This is a genomic window from Proteiniphilum sp. LBM24028, assembly GCF_056629195.1.
In genome coordinates, this window is sequence record NZ_CM152817.1 from 221,302 (window position 1) to 239,935 (window position 18,634).

Genomic DNA, 18,634 nt, shown 5'->3' on the forward strand with positions numbered 1-18,634 from the left:
TCAATTGGAATTTAATTTGCCGACTCTCTGAATTCTTTCGGAGTTTTATTCTGTTTTTTTAGAAACTCCCTATAAAAATAGGCCTTGTTATTGAATCCGGATTCGTACATGATTTCCTGAACAGTCTTATTGGTGGTTTTAAGAAGTTTTTCCGCATGCTTAAGTCTTATTGAACGAATAAATTCAGTGGGTGTCTTCTTTGTTATCTCCTTTATCTTGCGATAAAGTTGCATTTTGCTGATAGCTGTTTCATTTGCAATAAAATCGATCGTGAGTTCTTCGTTATCAATGTTATCGTAGATGACTTTGGTAATATTTATGATTATATCTTTATCTTCCCTGTGGATAAGAGAGCCTTCATATTGTTCAAGGGCCGAGTAGGGTGAATTACTATACTCTTCCAATACGGTTTTTTTATGGAGCAAGCTTTTTACAATCACTTCTAAATGACGAAAATTGAAAGGTTTATTTATATAAGCATCTGCACCCGATTCAAACCCTTCAATCTGGCTTTCAACTGAGTTTTTTGAAGACAAAAGAATGATTGGGATATGTTTGGTCGATTCCGTTGCTTTCATTGATTTTACAAAATCAACGCCATTCATTTCCGGCATAATAATGTCGCTGACAACCAATATAGGACGTTGCCTGTTTACAATCCACAATGCTTCTTTTCCGTTTGAAGCCTCTACAATATTGTAATCAGAGCTTAAAAGGTCTCTTATCATCGAGCGGATTTCCTGATCATCCTCCACAATCAGAATAAATGCGTCGTCTGGAATATTTATATTTTCTCTCGGATTGTCTTTTTCACTGAGCGAATTAATTTCAAATGGTATATCTGGCATTAACTGTGAAAAAGCAGATTTCTGGCGTATTTCCTCAGATTCTACAGAGGTTAGTTCCAGGTTGGGAACAGATACCTCAAACAAAGTATATGTTTCTCCGTCACTTTCAACCCTGATGTCTCCTTTCAGGTTATTTACGATACTTTTACACAATGCCAATCCAATGCCATGGCGAGGATAGTCACCAATGGAAGCTTGTCTTTCCAGACGGTTAAGAACCTCAAATCTGTCGAATAATATATCATAGTACCCTGATTTTATTCCAATCCCGGTGTTTTTAATTGAAATTGACAAAACTTCATTCCTGACACAAACGTTTATTTCAATATGTTCTTTTTCGGGCGTATATTTTACAGCATTTGATAACAAGTTGAAAATTATTTTCTCTAAACTGTCCCTGTCAGTTCTCCAGATTATATTTTCATCAGGGATGGATGTGATTGAATAATTAATCTTTTTTTGTTCCAAGAACTCCATAAAGTGGTCAATAACATATTTCACCAACTCAGGAATATCTACCAGTTCAATTTTCAACTTTAGATGTCCTGTTTCCGCCTTTCTAAATTCAACAAGTTGTTCAATTAAATTCTGCATTCTTTCGGAATTAGATTTTATTACCTGCAGATATTTCTTGGTGGAATTGCTGGTCTCTTTTTCTTTCAATAGCTTATCGCAGGGACCATAGATGAGTGTCAGGGAGTTGGAGAATTCATGTGCTATGTTAGTAAAAAAACGGAGTTTCCCCTGATGGATTTCTTCTGCTTTCTGAGATTCCAAATCCTTTATTCTTATATCGTTTTTAAGTTTTAGACGATACAAGATCATTTTTCTTGTAATTGCCGTTAAAGCTAATAATAAAACAATATAAGAGAGATATGCAATATTACTTCTCCACCATGGAGGAACCATTTCAATGGGCAAGCTATAGAGCGTTTCACCCCATATTTTGTTTGCATTGCTTGTCTTGACTTTAAGTACATACTCTCCTTTCGGTAAGTTGGTAAATACTATTACATTTGAGTTACCCAGATTAACCCAGGCGTTGTGAAATCCTTCGAGCATATACGCAATTTCACATTTGGACGGAGCTATATAGTCTATCGGGATGAAATGGAAGCTGAAAGATTTGTGTTTGTGCGAAAGGGTAAGTACATTGGAGCCGTTGGCTCGCTTAAGGAAATCGGATAAATCAGTCTCCGTATTGTCCACGTGAAATGCATTCAGCCAAAGGCCGGGCATATACTCGTTTTGAATGATTTCAAGCGGATTAAATTCATTGAATCCGCTAATACCTCCAAAATAAAAGAAAGAGGAATATGGACTTGCATAGTACGAACCGTCTGAAAATTCATAATCCTGTAGTCCATCATTTATAAAATAGGAAATAATATGATATGAATCTTCATCAATTCCGTTCGGTATAAGTTTTGCTAATCCGAAATTGGTACTTGCCCACAAATTGTTATTTTTATCCTCTAAAATGCCGTGAATGGTATTGTTAGGCATTCCGTTCTTCTCATTAAAAGTAAAAACTACCGGTTTTTCATTATTATTCCAGGTCATTTTATTTAATCCCATACTCGTCCCGATCCACAGATCCCCTTTTTTGTCTTTGTGCATGCACAATACATCGTCACTACCATCGTTATTTTCGGAAAATTTAAAAATTTGAAACGTTTCATTGAAAATATTGAATCTGTTTATTCCTCCTCCACGTGTACCGACCCACAAATGTTCGTCGTCGGCTTTGATTATTGAATATACAATATTATTGCTCAACGAGTTTTTTTCTTCGTTGGAAATAAATTGTTTGTAATCGGTAACCCGGTAGGGAGTTGTTGAAAGATCTATTTTTAATTTAAACATTCCATTTCCACTTGTCCCTACCCATAAAATATTATCATTGTCAGGTAAAATGGCATAAATTGATGAAAGAACTAAATTATCAGGAAAAATCAAATTTTGAATACTTTCCGTTCTTTTATCATAATAGTTAATTCCATTTCCATCTGTACCAATCCAGTATTCATTTTTAAAACCTTTTGTTATTTTAAAAACAGAGTTGCTTGATAGTCCATTCTCTGTACTAAATCTGTTTCTAAGTGCTAACTTGCCGGTTTTATTGTCTCTGTAAAAGTGATATATTCCTGATCCTTTGGTGCCTACCCAAAGAGTCCTGTCTTCATCTTCAAAAAATGTTCTCACAGCGGAATTGCCAAATCCGGGAATATTTTCTGATGAATATGCTTTGAATTTTTCGGAGGAAGGGACAATTTTATATACTCCTTTCATATCGGTGCCTATCCATACAATATTTTGAGTGCCATTATAAACATTTAACACAGGAGTATTTTCTAATACCGGAATGATCCCGGACTTGGAATTATACATATACAATCCCTTATTTGTTCCTATAAAAATTGATTCCTTATTGTATCCGATATCGTTTATAATTCCTATCTCTCTATCGATAGAAAGCAAAATAAGTTTATCCCGAGATTTGTCGTAACTGTAAGTCCTGAAATCGGATAATTGAAAAAGTATACTGCCTGATTTGAGATTAAACAGATTCTCAACTTCTTTCAATGGGAATTGACTTATCTTGTCTATGGTAAGATAGTTTTCTCGTTTTTGCAATGTAGCACTAAATAGTGATTTCTCTTTTGTTAATATCCACAAATTGTCATAGGCATCAAAAATAATTTGTTTAATATTCAGTTTTTTATTGATGTTCAACGGCTCAAAGTGGTTTTTTTTGTAGTCGAAATAGTATAAACCTTGTTGATAGACGGACGCGATAATTTTACCTTCAGAATTTTTAGCGATTAAATAAGAATGTTCATTTGTTATTTCACGACTTAGAGAATCAACAAAAAAACGCTCAAAACTCTTTTCTCTGGGATTGAATCTATTTATGCCAATGTCGGTAGCAATCCACAAATAATCTCTTTTTTCCTCAATAATATCTCTTATGATGTTATTACTTATACTCTGTCTGTTTCCCGAAGAAGGCTTATATACCTGAAATTCTTTCCCATTATATAAATTAAGGCCATCCCAGGTGCCAAACCACATTAATTGATTGGAATCCTGAAAAATTACATTGATGGAACTGTTGGACAAGCCATCTTTATTTGTCAGAGTCTCTATGTCAAAATCAATTGCATACCCCATTATCGGTAAAAAGAGAAAGAGTATGCAAATAATGAGATTCATTATGGTAAAAATTTATATGAATTTAGCGAGAGCCCAAACGCAAATTTACATGATTTCTCTTTACAATTTACACTATTATTTAATTTAGTCTGTTCTTGGCTCTAAGGGTATACTTTCTCTTATTAAAAAGTATGTTTTTTCATTTTGAAAGAAAAGTGTACTATTTTGAACGCTTAGGATACTTCGTTTTATATTGTAACAATTAATTTTGATTGAAAATTAAAAAAAATGTATATATCATGGACATTGCGAAACGTTTAAACAAAAACCCTTTATTACGCCCTTCAGATCTGGTACCGGGAATAGAAGGAATGGAAATAACCTGTTTACTCAATCCCGGGGTATTCAGGATGAACGGCAAAACCTGGCTTTTGTTGCGTGTGGCGGAGCGGCCAAAACAGGCGGAAGGAAAAATAAGTTTTCCCGTATATAATGAAAATGGAAAAATAGAAATATTTGTTTTTGACAAGGAAGACCCTCGGTTGGATGCTTCAGATCCGCGGGTGATACAGTACAAGGGACAAAATTATCTTACCACATTGTCTTATTTGCGCCTGGTTGTGAGTGACGACGGCATACATTTCCGTGAAGACCCCGCTTATCCGCCCATATTCGGAGAGGGTGCACTGGAGTCATTTGGCATTGAGGATTGCCGCGTAGCTACAATGGAAGATGGTTTTTTTCTTACCTATACAATGGTATCTCCGGTGGCTGTAGGCGTTGGACTGATTGTCACGAACGATTTTAAGACGTACGACCGGAAAGGGATGATCTTTCCTCCGCACAACAAAGACTGTGCCTTTTTTGAAGAAAAGATAAACGGAAAGTATTATGCCCTGCATCGTCCGAGCAGTCCCGAGCTGGGTGGGAACTACATCTGGTTGGCCGAGTCTCCCGACAGGCTCCATTGGGGAAACCACAGGTGTATTGCCGTTACACGTGAGAACAGCTGGGATTCGGTACGGGTGGGAGCCGGAGGGGCACCCATTAAAACACCGGAAGGATGGCTCGAGATTTATCACGGTGCAAATGCCGATCACCGTTATTGTCTGGGGGCGTTGCTGCTGGATTTGAATGACCCGTCGAAAGTGCTGGCAAGGAGCATGGAGCCGATTATGGAACCTATGGCACCTTATGAGAAAACCGGTTTTTTCGGAAACGTCGTCTTTACAAACGGCCATTATGTAGAGGACGATACCATTAGAGTATTCTACGGGGCGAGTGACGAGGTGATTTGTGGAGCCGAGTTTTCGATTCAGGAAGTACTAAACTCATTAAAATAGCGATATGTCAAAAAACATATTGGGAGAATACTTGTTTTTTCGTTCTCAACCACTGAACATAAGAACACTCCTGGTTACAAATATGCTGTATGCATTTATATTACCCATTATCGAGATCTTCGTGGGGGCTTATATCATGCGTAACACGGGTAGTCCGGCTTATGTGGCAATTTACCAGCTTTGTATGTACTTCGGGGTGTTGGTTACATCGGTGCTTAACGGGTTAATGCTAAGGAGGTTCAATTCCTCGTCGCTTTACGCTTTCGGTATTTTGTTGTCGGCAGCTGTATTAATGGCAATGATGTTTGTGAATTCCATAGGGATCATCGCGCTGGGGTTGTCCGGATTCATCCTGGGTGCATCTACCGGCTTCTTCTGGACCAACCGTTACCTGCTCACGTTAAACTCAACTAACGATGAAAACCGGAATTACTTTTTCGGGCTGGAATCTTTCTTTTTCTCATTGTGGAGCATTACCGTCCCGTTGATTGTAGGGGCTTTTCTGGTTTCGGTAGACGGGTTTGTCTTTCTTGGAAAAATATTGGATGTAAATAACGGCTATCAGTTTATTACCGCGTTCAGCTTACTTGTCGCATTAGCTGCCGTATTGGTTTTGTCGAGAGGCCGTTTCGACAACCCGGTACAGAAAAAGTTTTTTTATACCCGTTTTCACCTGCTTTGGCAGAAACTATTGACTCTCGCGGGGCTCAAAGGAATGGTACAGGGATTTTTGGTAACAGCGCCGGCCATATTGGTGATGCGTCTGGTGGGCAACGAAGGATCCTTGGGATTGATACAAGGCGTGGGCGGATTGCTTACGGCAATCCTGGTTTATACATTGGGGCGGATTGCCGCGCCCAGGCACCGGATGGCAATTTTCGGACTTGGATTGTTTGTCTTTTTCCTGGGGACGTTGTTTAACGCCGTCCTTTTTTCTGCCATTGGGGTCATTGTGTTCGTGCTGTGCAAAGTGTTGTTTCAACCCTTGCACGACTTGGCCTATTTCCCAACCATGATGAAAACAATCGATGCCGTAAAAGCGATTGAAAACAGAAATGAATATGCCTATATCCTCAGTCACGAGATAGGATTATTTATTGGCCGCGCTTTCGGAATGGGGTTGTTTATATCTCTGGCTTATTGGGTGTCGGAAGATTTCGCCTTGAAGTACGCGTTGGTGATTGTGGGAACCGTTCAATTATTATCGTTGCCGCTGGCTAAAAACATCATCAGCGATATCGATACGAAGTACAGCGAAACGAGTATGTAAACCAATTACACCCATGTCGATAACTAAAAGCGAGTTCACTGAAGTTAGATATTCACCCGCTATGGCATAGTTCAAGCAAGCTTGACTCTGCTCATTTGGCTTAATGCGAATATTCCATATGACACGTTTGAACTTTTTTGATAAGTGAATACAAAGACAAAACTTGTTTTGACTATGTTGAGCGTAGAAAAAGTCTAATAAAATGAAAATAAAAGTTTTAATCGTATGAAATCGATATTTAATTTTCTCTTGTTCTGTTATGTTGCTTTCCTTTTGTCATGCCATACAGCTGAGCCTTATTATGGAGATCCTGTTGTTCAGGTTGACATTCACAGGGTAGAACTTATGCCCAATATGCCGCAGCCTTACGACTTGCTGGATTGGAAAGAAAAGGCCCGGCAGTTTGATGGATATGTTTTTGATTTTGATTCCCAGCTGCCCGCGGGACCGATGATCTGGCTCGACAATAACCAGCGTAATTTGCCCCAACAGACATTCGGGTTATTTACTGCGGTTCATGACGTGCGTCAGGGCCCCGATGTAAACAACGGCGAATTTCATGAAAGCCTCAACTCCTTAGCGGCAATATTAGGCGCCGGATTGATAGGGATTGACAAAACCGATCAGAACGGGTATAACTTTGTGAAGATGATCCAGAACTATTTTAACAGGGACAACGGATGGAATATCATGATGAACAACACGACTCCTGAAGTGGCTCTCCTGGGTGGAGGTTATGGGAGAGACTGGTGGTATGATGTCTTTCCAAACGTGTTGTTTTATAATGTATGTGACGTTTTTCCGGGTGTTGATAATGCCGAAAACATACAGCGTACGATTGCAGAACAGTTCTGTAAAGCCGATTCGTTATTAAACGGGAATTACGATTATTCTTACTTCGATTATGCGCAAATGAAGGGCATGATAAACCAGATCCCGCTGCAACAGGATGCTGCCGGAGGACATGGTTACGTACTGTATGCGGCATACAAGCTATTTGGGGATAAGCGCTACCTGGAGCGTGCAAAATCAGCCATTGAGGCGTTGGACAATCAGACCGAAAGTCGTTTCTACGAAATATTGCTGCCTATTGGAGCTTACACGGCTGCCCGCTTAAATGCCGAAGAGGGAACGGATTATGATGTGGCAAAGATGCTCGATTGGGTTTTTGAGGGTACAAAAAGTGAAAACGGGCGTACCGGATGGGGCATTATAATGGACAAATGGGGGGAATATGATGTGAGCGGCCTGCAAGGGAGCATTACCGACGGTGGCGGATACGCGTTTCTGATGAATAGCATAAAAATGGCCATGCCCCTTGTTCCCCTGGTGAAGTATCAACCTGAATTCGCGAGGGCCATAGGTAAATGGATGCTGAATAACGTGAATGCGTCGCGGCTTTTCTTCCCCGATAAAATACCTGATGCGCATCAATGGCTGCCGGGAATGCAGGGATATACGGGTTCCGTTATTGCTTACGAAGGCCTGCGTTATGCCGACGACATGGATAATCCACGGTTGGAGGGGGTGCATCCCGTGGCTATCGGAGACGGACCCAAATGGCACAAAGACAATCCTAGGGAGTCGATGTTCAGCCTTTACAGTACGGCTCCCGTAGGCATATTCGGAGCCATGATAGAAAAAACCAATGTTGAAAAAGTACTTAAACTTGACTGTAACATTACAGACTTTTATGCAGACCGGACTTATCCCACTTTTTTGTTATACAATCCCTATAATCAATCCGTGAGAGTGGAATATATACCGGTGACGGAGGGGGTCGACCTTTTTGACGTGCTCTCAAAAACTTATTTGGGCAGATCGGTCAAAAACAAAGCGGAGATAGAGATACCGGCCGACCAAGCCTGTGTGATCGTGGAGTTGCCGTCGGGCATGGAAATGGAAAAAGCGAATAACAAGCTTTGGATTGGTGAAAAAATCATATCGTATAAATAAATTAACTTTTGTAAAACATGAAGAAAGCATTATTTTTTGTAATTGCGGTTTGTGCTGCTCTAGGATTGCAGGCCCAAACAACGGTCAATATCAGGGGCTCCGTGAAAGATGCACTGTCCCATGAAGGATTAATGGGGGTTACCGTACTTGTTGTTGAAACGGGGAATGGAACCGTTACCGATATAGACGGGAACTTCGAATTAAATGTTCCGGTAAATAATACCCTGAGAATTTCATACGTGGGATATGCGAACCAGGAGATTATGATAACCGGTCAAACGGTGCTGGAAGTAAATCTTCAACCCGAGACGCAGCTGATGGATGAGTTGGTCGTAGTTGGATACTCCGCGCAAAAAAAATCAACTCTTACCGGCGCGGTGGCGCCTGTGAGTGTGGACGATATGGAACGCCGCCGCGTAGCAGATGTGAGACAGGCGCTTCAGGGACAGGTGGCAGGTGTTCAGGTGACTCAAAGTACAGGTGCTCCCGGTGATGAGATAAATATCCGGATCAGGGGAGAGGGTACTATCGGGAATAATAATCCGCTTTATATTGTGGATGGGGTACCTACCCGGGAACTGGCATTTATCAACCCGTCCGATATTGAATCCATGACTGTGCTGAAAGACGCTTCTGCCGCTGCCATTTACGGTTCGAGAGCTTCCGCCGGGGTAATTGTGATTACTACAAAAAGCGGAGCTGCTGGAAAAACGAATTTCGACATTAATTTTTACAGCGGTATACAACAGGCTTCAAATCTTCCTAAAATGTTGAATACCGAACAGTATATGAATGTGGTGGAAAAAGCATGGAACAATGCCGGCTACTCCGGAACGAACCCTTATACCGCAGACAAGGGACGAAGTGATTTTGCAAATACCGACTGGTTGGATGAACTTTTTGAACCGGGCTACACACAGAATATCCAGATGACGGCAAGCGGAGGCAGTGAGAAATTACAATACTTGCTCTCCCTGGGATATGTTAGCCAGGACGGTATTGTGGTATATGATAATGATAAATACAATCGGTTTAACTTTCGCACGAACATCAATGCCAATCTGACGGAAAGAATAAAAATAGGAACCAACATGCAACTTTCGTATGCCGTTCAGGATAAACTATCGTCTAAGGGTGATGCTCCCGGGATTATAAGACATGCACTTTTGCGTCCACCGGTTATTCCGGTCTATAAGTCGCCTGATGACCCCACTTATTCGGAAAGAAACCCCTTTACCGATTTACCTTTTTATGTGCATAATAACAGAGATACGGGAGGGTGGGAAAGCGACAAGTATGAATGGACTCAAAACCCGGTAGCGCTGGCCTATTTCACCGACGATACCCGCTCCCACTTCAAAACATTCGGAAATCTCTTCGGAGAGATATCTTTCTTACCTGAAAAAGAACTGACTTTCAGAACCAATGCAGGTATTGATTTGAACTTTCGGCATGAGAAGGCTTTTTTTGCTAATTTCGGAGATGATGATGGCGGCGGTACTCAGATTGATCGCGGATTAGGGCGCCAGAACAGGCCCAACGGATTAAATGAGTATAGGGGGGAAGAGCTGACTTTTACCTGGAACAATACGTTGAGTTACGACAAAATGTTCGATCTGCATGCTTTCAATGCTTTGGCCGGAAGTGAATTTATTACCAACTACGGATCGGGAATCAATGCGTCAAGAAGGAGATATGAATATGATACCGAGAAGTTCAGATATATTGATTTTGGAAGCACCGAACAGGATTTATGGAACGGAGGCAGTGGTTCGGAATGGGCACTGATGTCTTATTTTACTTCGTTGACGTATGTATACGATATGAGGTATATGCTCACTGCAAACTTCAGGGCAGATGCGTCTTCGCGGTTTGCGGAAAAAAACCGGTGGGGATATTTTCCTTCTTTGTCAGTAGGATGGAAACTGTCTGAAGAACAGTTTCTGAAAAAACAGGACTGGCTCTCCGACCTGAAAGTAAGGGCAAGTATCGGTCAGTTGGGGAATCAGGAAATTGCAAACTACGCGTATCTGACGTTAATCAAAAAAGATGGGGACAAATATCTTATTTCCAGATATGGAAATCCCGATTTAAAGTGGGAGACCACCACACAGTATAATATAGGGCTCGATGCAGGTATCTTTAGAAACAGATTGTATTTCACCGTAGATTATTTTCAGAAATATACCACTGACATCCTGTTACCTATAAGTCTTCCGAGTATCGTTGGCGACGTGCAGCCTACCATCGTGAATGCAGGAGAGGTGAGTAACCGTGGTTGGGAATTTGGAATAACGTTGCGTAATTCCGAAAGCGCATTTAAATATAATATAAATGCCAACCTGTCTACCGTAAAGAACCGGGTGGAAAAACTGCATCCCAATCTTCCCAGTCTGGTCGGATCGGTTACAAGAACGGAGCCCGGACAGCCGCTTAATGCCTATTACGGATATGTTTTTGAAGGAGTATACCAGAATACGGATGAAATCAAAACCCACCTGCATGGTACAACGAACCCAACATCCCTGCCCGGCGATATCCGGTTTAAAGATCGAAATGGTGACGGAAGAATTGACGACAACGACAGGGATTTCATCGGCGATCCTAACCCGGGATTGTTGTATGGATTCAATCTTTCAGGTTCGTATAAGAATTTCGATATGTCGATCCTTCTCCAGGGTGTGGGGAGCGTGGACAGGTATAACGATTCTAAGAAAATCATTGATTATGATACGCGTCCGTTTAATTATACCACAAATATTTTGAATGCATGGGACGGAGAGGGGTCAACCAACAAAATTCCCCGCGTGAGTTTTACCGACAATGGAAGCAGCAGGATATCTAGTATATTTGTGGAGGATGCCTCTTATTTCAGGTTGAAAAATATTGAAATCGGATACTCTTTTACAAACATACGAAAACTCGGTCTGCAGAATATAAGAATTTATGTGTCAGGCCAGAATCTTTTCACACTGACCGGATATACGGGACTCGATCCGGAATCTACGGACTTGATCGATATGGGGACTTATCCGCAGTCGAAGTCTTTTATTGGCGGAATAAATCTTTCTTTTTAAACAACTTAAATCTTTTGAATAATGAAATATTATAAAAATCTGTCTTTACTGATCATCGGGATGTCCTTTTTGTCGGGGTGCGAGAATTATCTGTCGAAAGACCCGATAGGTCTACTGACACCCGACCAGGTGGATATGCAGCCCACAACTACCACTGTACAATATGCGGTAAGTTCGTCTTATCAACTGCTTTCGAGCACGTTGAACATTATCGGAGAATGGGGATGGAACGACGGAACGGTTACCCGAGGCGATTTTATCCTTCAGGACATCGCCTCCGACGATGTGCAGAAGAAATGGAACCCCGATGGAGACCAGGCCTGGATGGACGAGTTTAATAATTTTAGCTTTATCGCTTCAAATGGTGGATTCAACGGACAGTGGGCATACAATTACGAAGGAGTTTCCAGAGTAAATACCGCCATCGACTATTTAACCAATGAAGAGATGATGGCTAAGCTTAATTTCAATAAAACGGAACAGAACAGGCTTTTAGGAGAAGCATACTTTTTACGGGCATTTTACTATTTTGATCTGGTAACGAATTTCGGAGGAGTTCCCTTGCTGTTGAAGCCGTTGACATCTTTTAATGAAGCTTATGAAGTTGCTGTAAGAGCAACAGCCGAGGAGGTCTGGACGCAGATTGATAAGGATTTAAGCGATGCCAAAGGCTTGCTGCCCGATGCCAGGTACTCTCATCAACAGGAAAAATGGCGTGTGTCAAAAGGAGCAGTAATAGCCCTTCAGGCGAAAGTAGCGTTGTTTAACGAAAGATGGCAGGAAGTTATCACGTTTGTAGAGGAACTTGAAAATAGCGGGTATTATAACTTGAACAATAATTACTTCGATAGCTTTGATGTGAATAAGCAATTTCAGGAACAGGAAGTGATCTTTTGCTATCATCATGAATCGGCCCAGACTCCAAGAAAAGGGAATGGTCTATGTGCCCTGCTGGGTTGGGGGTTCGTGGCTCCAGAGGCATCGTTCATCGCTGCCTTTGAGGATAATGATCCACGGTTGCTCTATACTGTAGATGTTGAATCAAGGAACATAAATAAAATTCTGGGAACGCTAGACGGGGAATTTAAAGGTGACGATGATGCGCCAAGCAATAAAATTTATATTCGTTATGCCGATGTTCTCTTGTGGAAATCGGAAGCGTTGCTTAAAACCGGAAAATTACAAGATGCCATCGGCATCATCAACCGGATTCGCCAGAGAGCCAGAAATTCGATGGCCGCTGACGGAACTTGGCCTCCAGCCGGGACATTACCCGACAGAAATGTCAATGAAGCAAATACATCTGTTGTCTTAAACTGGCTAGTGTACGAAAGAAGAGTTGAATTGGGATTTGAGTCTCACCGTTTTCGCGACCTCAAACGCTGGAATATTGCAAAGGATGTATTAGGTGCCAAGGGGTTTCAGAATGTGCATAACCTGTATCCTATTCCTCAACGGGAAATAGACAAATCCGGGGGAAGTATCGTTCAGAATGAAGGGTATTAAGAGAGTTTCTCGATAATAATTAACTTAAGGAAGCTTACTGCTTGAAGTTGTTTTCATATCTACATGAAAAAGAGAGGGTAACACCACATTTGTGATGAGAATCCCTCTCTTTTATAGATTGAAAAAAGTGTAAGCTTCTTTTATTTGGCCAATTCAGGCATCATTACAATCGTTTTCTTGTTCCCCTGATTTATCAGATTTGCAGCAAACTCCCTAATCTCTCCAGGAGTGACTGCATTTACTGTCTCAATGTAGTTGGTGTAGGTATCCTCCCCATAGAAATAACGGGTGTCAAGCACATTCAGCCAGTAACCGTTTTCTTTCAGGCTTTCGTTGTAGCTCTTATTCATATATTCTTTCACCTTCGTGAAGTCCGTTTCGCGAGGTCCGTTGGTCGCAATGTCTTTCAATACGTTGTGGATGATCTCGTTGAGGTGTGCCATCTTCTCAGGGTCTGTGTCGAACATGATCTGTAGGATGGTTTGTCCTTCCGGATAACGGGAAATGGCGCCGGCAGAGGATACTCCGTAGGTGCCGCCCTCTTCCTCGCGTACCTTTTCGGTGTATACAATGTCCAGGATCTGGTCGAACATACTCATCAGTATCTGATTCTTCATATTGCGTTCCACTTTGCCGGTGAATGTGTTGAACACGGAGGCTTTGGGATTTTGCATTTCACGCTTGAAAATATTATTCGTTTCTCCTTCTTTGAAATTCATCGGTACCCGGATGAATTCCCCTTTTACAGCCTGACCTGGCAAAGATGCAAGATATTGTTCCACCACCGGACGTACTTTCTCCTCGTCGATATTGCCGACAAAGGTAAATACAAAACTACCGGGATTGCTGAATTGTTGTTTGTACATCTCCATGATACGGTCGTAATCGAGTTGCTTTAGGTCGGCTACCCTGATCCTTACGGCCAGCGGATTATCGCCATACAGCGCAGCGGTGATCGAATCGCTGAAGGCCACCATTGGTTCAGCTTCCTGATTCTTGAGCTGGGTCTCCATCCGTTGCAGGTACGACTGGAAGGCGTCGTTGTCTTTGCGGGGAGCAGTGAAGTAGAGATATACCAGCTGCAGCATGGTCTCAAAATCCCTGATCGAGGAGGAGCCGTTGAAGCTTTGCGTGATGAGGCCGATGCTTGGACTGGCCGATGCTGTTTTTCCGGCAAGCACCTTGGGCAGGTCTGTCGCGCTGAAGTTGCCTACACCACCCAGTCTCATCACCGCACTCATCAGCTTGCTGTTGACCGGGTCCTGAATGGCGTATTGCGAGTAGCCACCCACGCTTGATCCCGTCATCCTGATCTCGTCATCCTTGAAATCAGTATTCTTCAGGATCACTTTCATGCCGTTTTGTAATGTCCAGACAGTGGCATCCATTGCCGCATCTTTTTCCTCTTTTGTGATTTTACCCGGTACAGGTGGTGAAGCCACGAGCGGTTCATCAATCACCTGCTCGGCATAGGGTTCAATGGTTTCGGCCTTTACCGCATCCAGTACAGCCAGCAACTCTTCTTCGGCAGGGTAGACCAGATCATCTTTCTTGGGGCCTGTCACAGAAATTACGATGTTTTCGTCGCCGATGAGCTGCTTAATTGTTTGGTTGATCGCTTCCACCGGTATGTTGGGTGTCATGGACTGCATGAACCGATATTCAAAATCGATGCCGGGAATAGGTTCCCCGTCGGTGAAGGCACGCACATATTCCTGGGAATAAGCGGAATTTCGTTGTTTATCCCGGTTGTTGTATGCATTTTCGTAACTTTTCAGGATATTTGTACGGGCAATTTCGTACTCGGAAGGGGTAAAGCCATATCGTTTCACCCGTTCCGTTTCGCGGACCATGGCTGCCAGGGCCTCCTTGATCTTCTCCTCCGCACTTCCGGCAACTACTGTCCATGCATCTTTTGTCTTGGCCACGAAGTAGTCGCCATCGTAAGCATAGGCGGACGTGAACGGCGCATCCGGTTTTTGTATTATTTCGGAAAATCGCTGGTTCATCATCGAGGAGGCCGCACTCAAAATATATTGCGTCAGATAACCGGCCTGTGTGTTTTTAAGCTCCTCCGGCATTGGATCGTGCTTGTAAAACAGCATGATGCTCGTGTTCCGTGCTTCGGTATCGGTAGCTACCGCAACAATGGGTTCCTTGTTGTCGGGAACAGGGAAGTATTCCCGTGTGGCCCTTTCTGCATCGAGTGTGATGGGGGAGAACAGTGCTTTTATCTTTTGCTCCATCTCATCCACATTTACATTTCCCACCACGATGATCCCCTGCATGTCGGGGCGATACCACTTGTGGTAATAAGCCCTGATCTCGTCCGGCTTGAAATTGTTGATCACGTCTATGTTGCCAATGGGCATCCGCTTGGCATACTTGCTGCCTGGATACATCTTGGGAAGAAGCTGATCCCATAAACGTTGCTGTGCCCCACCACGTGTGCGCCACTCTTCGCGAATTACACCCCGCTCATTCTCCAGCTCCTCTTCTTCCAGGGCAATGGCGTTGGACCAGTCATGCAATACCAGCAGGGCTGAGTCCATCAGCTGCTGGTTGGTAGTGGGGATGTTATTTATATAATAGACGGTTTCGTCGAAGGAGGTATAGGCATTGATATTGGTGCCAAATTTAATACCATTGTCCTGCAGATAGTTGAGCATGCTCTTGCCGGGGAAATTTTTGGTGCCGTTAAAGGCCATGTGTTCAAGGAAGTGGGCCAACCCGGCCTGATTGTCTTCTTCCTGCATGGAACCCACCTTCTGGGCGATGTAAAAATCGGCTCTGTTTTCGGGAAGTCCGTTGTTACGAATGTAATAGGTGAGTCCGTTCTCCAATTTACCCATTCTCACGTTGGGGTCTACGGGGAGGGTTTGGTTCTGTTGAGCAAAGGCCGCTACGCTGCTCGCTAACAACAGGAATAAAAGAAGTTTTTTCATAAGATTTTTTCTTTTTATTGTGGTGTGTGAAACTCGCTTTTAATCATTATCCCGGGTACGATGTTGTACATACTCGTTTCATACGATTTTAAAATTAACAGCGGTTATTCGAACAAACGTTTTTTTGCTCGCCGTTCCCGCTCTTGTTTTCTTTCTTCTTCTGCCTTCTTCAATCCGTCCTTGTAAGACAATGCATTTCCTTCATCATCAAGTTTAAAAAGGATAGGTAAAGTGAATCTTACTCGTACGATCGAGCTGGCCTGTTCAGAAGATCTCCACTGTTCGGCTGGTTTCCACTTGGGCATTAAACCCAAGATACGTATAGCTTCATTGTCGAGTAACGAATCTACGCCCCTTACTAATTTTACTTCTGTAACGGAGCCGTCTTTCTCTATAACAAAATTTGTTATTACTCGCCCTTGCACTTTTTTGTCAACCGCTTCGGAGGGATAACGAAAAATCGAATTTATGAACGATATCATCGCATCACTGCCCCCTGGAAACTCGGGCTGCTTTTCCCATTGCGCGTGTAGTGCGGTCGTTATCTGAAGCAACATCAACCCGAACACGAGAAAAAATGCTTTTCTAATTGACATGACTCTGTCGCTTTTTAAATCCTATCCAGAACTATCCGAAGCAGGTCTTCTATGGAACCCTTGTAGTCCGTGTTTGACTCCAAGGCAACACGGTTGGCAATGATGGTGCAAACTGTCATCGCTTTATGACCCATCAGTTTTCCCAATCCGGCGATAGCGGAACTCTCCATCTCGTAGTTTGTGATTGCGTAATTTCCAAACCGGAAAGATTCAATTTTTGCATTCAGATCCGGATCGGCCAGCGGCATGCGTACATGCCGTCCCTGGGGTCCGTAGAATCCGATGGCCGAGATGGTAACGCCCCGGATCATATCATAGCCGATGCGGTCGACAAGTTCCTCATCGGCGCTGACCACATAAGGGGAACAGTGAAAGGGAGACCAGTTCACATGTTTCTGAAAAGCCACTTCAAAATCCTCTTCACAGATATTTCTTGAGTCGGCATAATAGTGGATCAATCCGTCAAAGCCGACTGATTTCTCGGAAACGACATAGGAACCTACCGGACAGTGCGGCTGCATGCCTCCCGAGGTACCCACCCGAACCATGGTGAGCTGTCGGAATTCATCCTTTACCATGCGTGTATTGAAATCGATGTTGGCCAATGCATCCAGTTCGGTCAATACTATATCGATGTTGTCCGTGCCGATACCGTGAGAGAGCGCGGTGACCCGTTTTCCCTTATATATGCCGGTGACGGTATGAAATTCACGGCTTTGCATGTCACACTCAATTGTATCGAAATAGGAAGCAGTCATCGTCACCCGGTCAGGATCGCCCATCATTACAATTTTGTCTGCGAGTTGTTCCGGTTTAATGTGGAGATGAAAAGCACTTCCATCAGAATTGATAATCAACTCCGATTCTGGTATAATTCTCATAATCAGTATAGTCTAAAAATATCGTTTCAGAGTTATTTTTTATTTCCTCCTCCTGTTTGGGGCTTGGCAATGGAATCCCTCATGTCGGTGTCGGCTTTGATATTTTCCATGCGGTAATAATCCATAATACCCAGGTTGCCGCTACGAAATGCTTCCGCCATGGCTATGGGTACCTCAGCTTCCGCCTCTATCACCTTGGCACGGGCTTCCTGAGCCTTGGCCTTCATTTCCTGCTCAAGCGCTATGGCCATGGCGCGACGTTCTTCGGCACGCGCCTGGGCAATGTTTTTGTCTGCTTGTGCCTGATCCATCTGTAATACCGCACCGATGTTTTTGCCTATATCAATGTCGGCGATATCAATGGAGAGTATCTCAAAGGCTGTTCCTGCATCAAGACCTTTCTTGAGTACGAGCTTAGAGATAGAGTCGGGATTCTCGAGCACCGACTTATGGGATACAGCCGAACCTATAGAGGAGACAATGCCTTCACCTACACGGGCCAGGATGGTCTCTTCGCCGGCACCTCCAACCAGTTGTTTGATGTTGGCACGTACCGTCACACGGGCTTTGGCAATAAGCTGGATGCCGTCGATGGCTACGGCTGAAACAGGAGGAGTGTCGATCACCTTGGGATTTACCGACATACGGACTGCTTCGAGCACATCACGGCCTGCGAGGTCAATGGCTGTGGCCATTTGAAAAGTAAGGTCGATGTTGGCTTTTGATGCAGATACCAGGGCATGAACTACTTTCTCCACGTGCCCCCCCGCAAGATAGTGTGCCTCCAGATTATCTCGTGAAACTTCTTTCAATCCCGCCTTATGGGCTTCAATCATCGCGTATACGATGGTATGTGGCGGCACGCGGCGTAAACGCATTAAAAATAACTGTACGAGGGAAATACTTACACCTGCCGAGAGCGCATTAATCCATAGGAAGAAAGGGACGTAATGGAAAAAAATCAGCAAGAAAATGATAATTACAGCAACGGTAATAATCAGTGGTAATGATAAAGCCATAATGATTTGTTTTTGGTGTTATATAAAAGCACAAATA

Annotated in this window: 10 protein-coding genes; 5 read left to right on the forward strand and 5 right to left on the reverse strand. The window is 43.0% G+C overall.

Annotated elements, in window-relative coordinates:
- Nucleotides 1-11: 11 nt before the first annotated feature.
- The gene (locus tag AC1HCU_RS00860) at nucleotides 12-4,064 is read right to left on the reverse strand and encodes a hybrid sensor histidine kinase/response regulator (protein ID WP_480367907.1); all 4,053 of its coding nucleotides are present in this window, start codon (nucleotides 4,062-4,064) and stop codon (nucleotides 12-14) included.
- 239 nt (nucleotides 4,065-4,303) lie between these two features.
- Here AC1HCU_RS00860 and AC1HCU_RS00865 point away from each other — a divergent pair, with 239 nt between their 5' ends.
- The 5 genes from AC1HCU_RS00865 (at nucleotide 4,304) to AC1HCU_RS00885 (ending at nucleotide 13,156) form a co-directional block, all read left to right on the forward strand.
- Nucleotides 4,304-5,347 carry a glycoside hydrolase family 130 protein gene (locus AC1HCU_RS00865; RefSeq protein ID WP_480367909.1) on the forward strand — a complete coding sequence of 348 codons (1,044 nt, stop codon included), beginning with the start codon at nucleotides 4,304-4,306 and terminating at the stop codon, nucleotides 5,345-5,347.
- Between the two features lie 4 nt (nucleotides 5,348-5,351).
- On the forward strand, nucleotides 5,352-6,617 hold the full coding sequence (locus AC1HCU_RS00870) for an MFS transporter (protein ID WP_480367911.1): 1,266 nt from the start codon (nucleotides 5,352-5,354) through the stop codon (nucleotides 6,615-6,617).
- Nucleotides 6,618-6,842: 225 nt separating this feature from the next.
- Nucleotides 6,843-8,573, forward strand: a complete 1,731-nt coding sequence (locus AC1HCU_RS00875; protein WP_480367912.1) for a hypothetical protein — start codon at nucleotides 6,843-6,845, stop codon at nucleotides 8,571-8,573.
- A gap of 17 nt (nucleotides 8,574-8,590) precedes the next feature.
- Complete coding sequence (locus tag AC1HCU_RS00880) at nucleotides 8,591-11,650, forward strand: SusC/RagA family TonB-linked outer membrane protein (RefSeq protein WP_480367915.1); 3,060 nt, start codon at nucleotides 8,591-8,593, stop codon at nucleotides 11,648-11,650.
- Between the two features lie 21 nt (nucleotides 11,651-11,671).
- A complete protein-coding gene (locus tag AC1HCU_RS00885) occupies nucleotides 11,672-13,156 on the forward strand; it encodes a RagB/SusD family nutrient uptake outer membrane protein (protein WP_480367917.1) in 1,485 nt (494 codons plus the stop codon).
- 140 nt (nucleotides 13,157-13,296) lie between these two features.
- Here the strand turns inward: AC1HCU_RS00885 and AC1HCU_RS00890 are convergent, their stop codons facing one another.
- From AC1HCU_RS00890 to floA, 4 genes are all read right to left on the reverse strand, one after another.
- Complete coding sequence (locus AC1HCU_RS00890) at nucleotides 13,297-16,101, reverse strand: M16 family metallopeptidase (RefSeq protein WP_480367920.1); 2,805 nt, start codon at nucleotides 16,099-16,101, stop codon at nucleotides 13,297-13,299.
- 104 nt (nucleotides 16,102-16,205) lie between these two features.
- Nucleotides 16,206-16,697 carry an energy transducer TonB gene (locus AC1HCU_RS00895; RefSeq protein WP_480367923.1) on the reverse strand — a complete coding sequence of 164 codons (492 nt, stop codon included), beginning with the start codon at nucleotides 16,695-16,697 and terminating at the stop codon, nucleotides 16,206-16,208.
- 14 nt (nucleotides 16,698-16,711) lie between these two features.
- A complete protein-coding gene (locus tag AC1HCU_RS00900) occupies nucleotides 16,712-17,578 on the reverse strand; it encodes a nucleoside phosphorylase (RefSeq protein ID WP_480367926.1) in 867 nt (288 codons plus the stop codon).
- A 32-nt stretch (nucleotides 17,579-17,610) separates the two neighbouring features.
- Nucleotides 17,611-18,597: a flotillin-like protein FloA gene (gene floA / locus AC1HCU_RS00905; RefSeq protein ID WP_480367929.1), complete on the reverse strand. Its 987-nt coding sequence runs from the start codon at nucleotides 18,595-18,597 to the stop codon at nucleotides 17,611-17,613.
- Nucleotides 18,598-18,634: the final 37 nt, after the last annotated feature.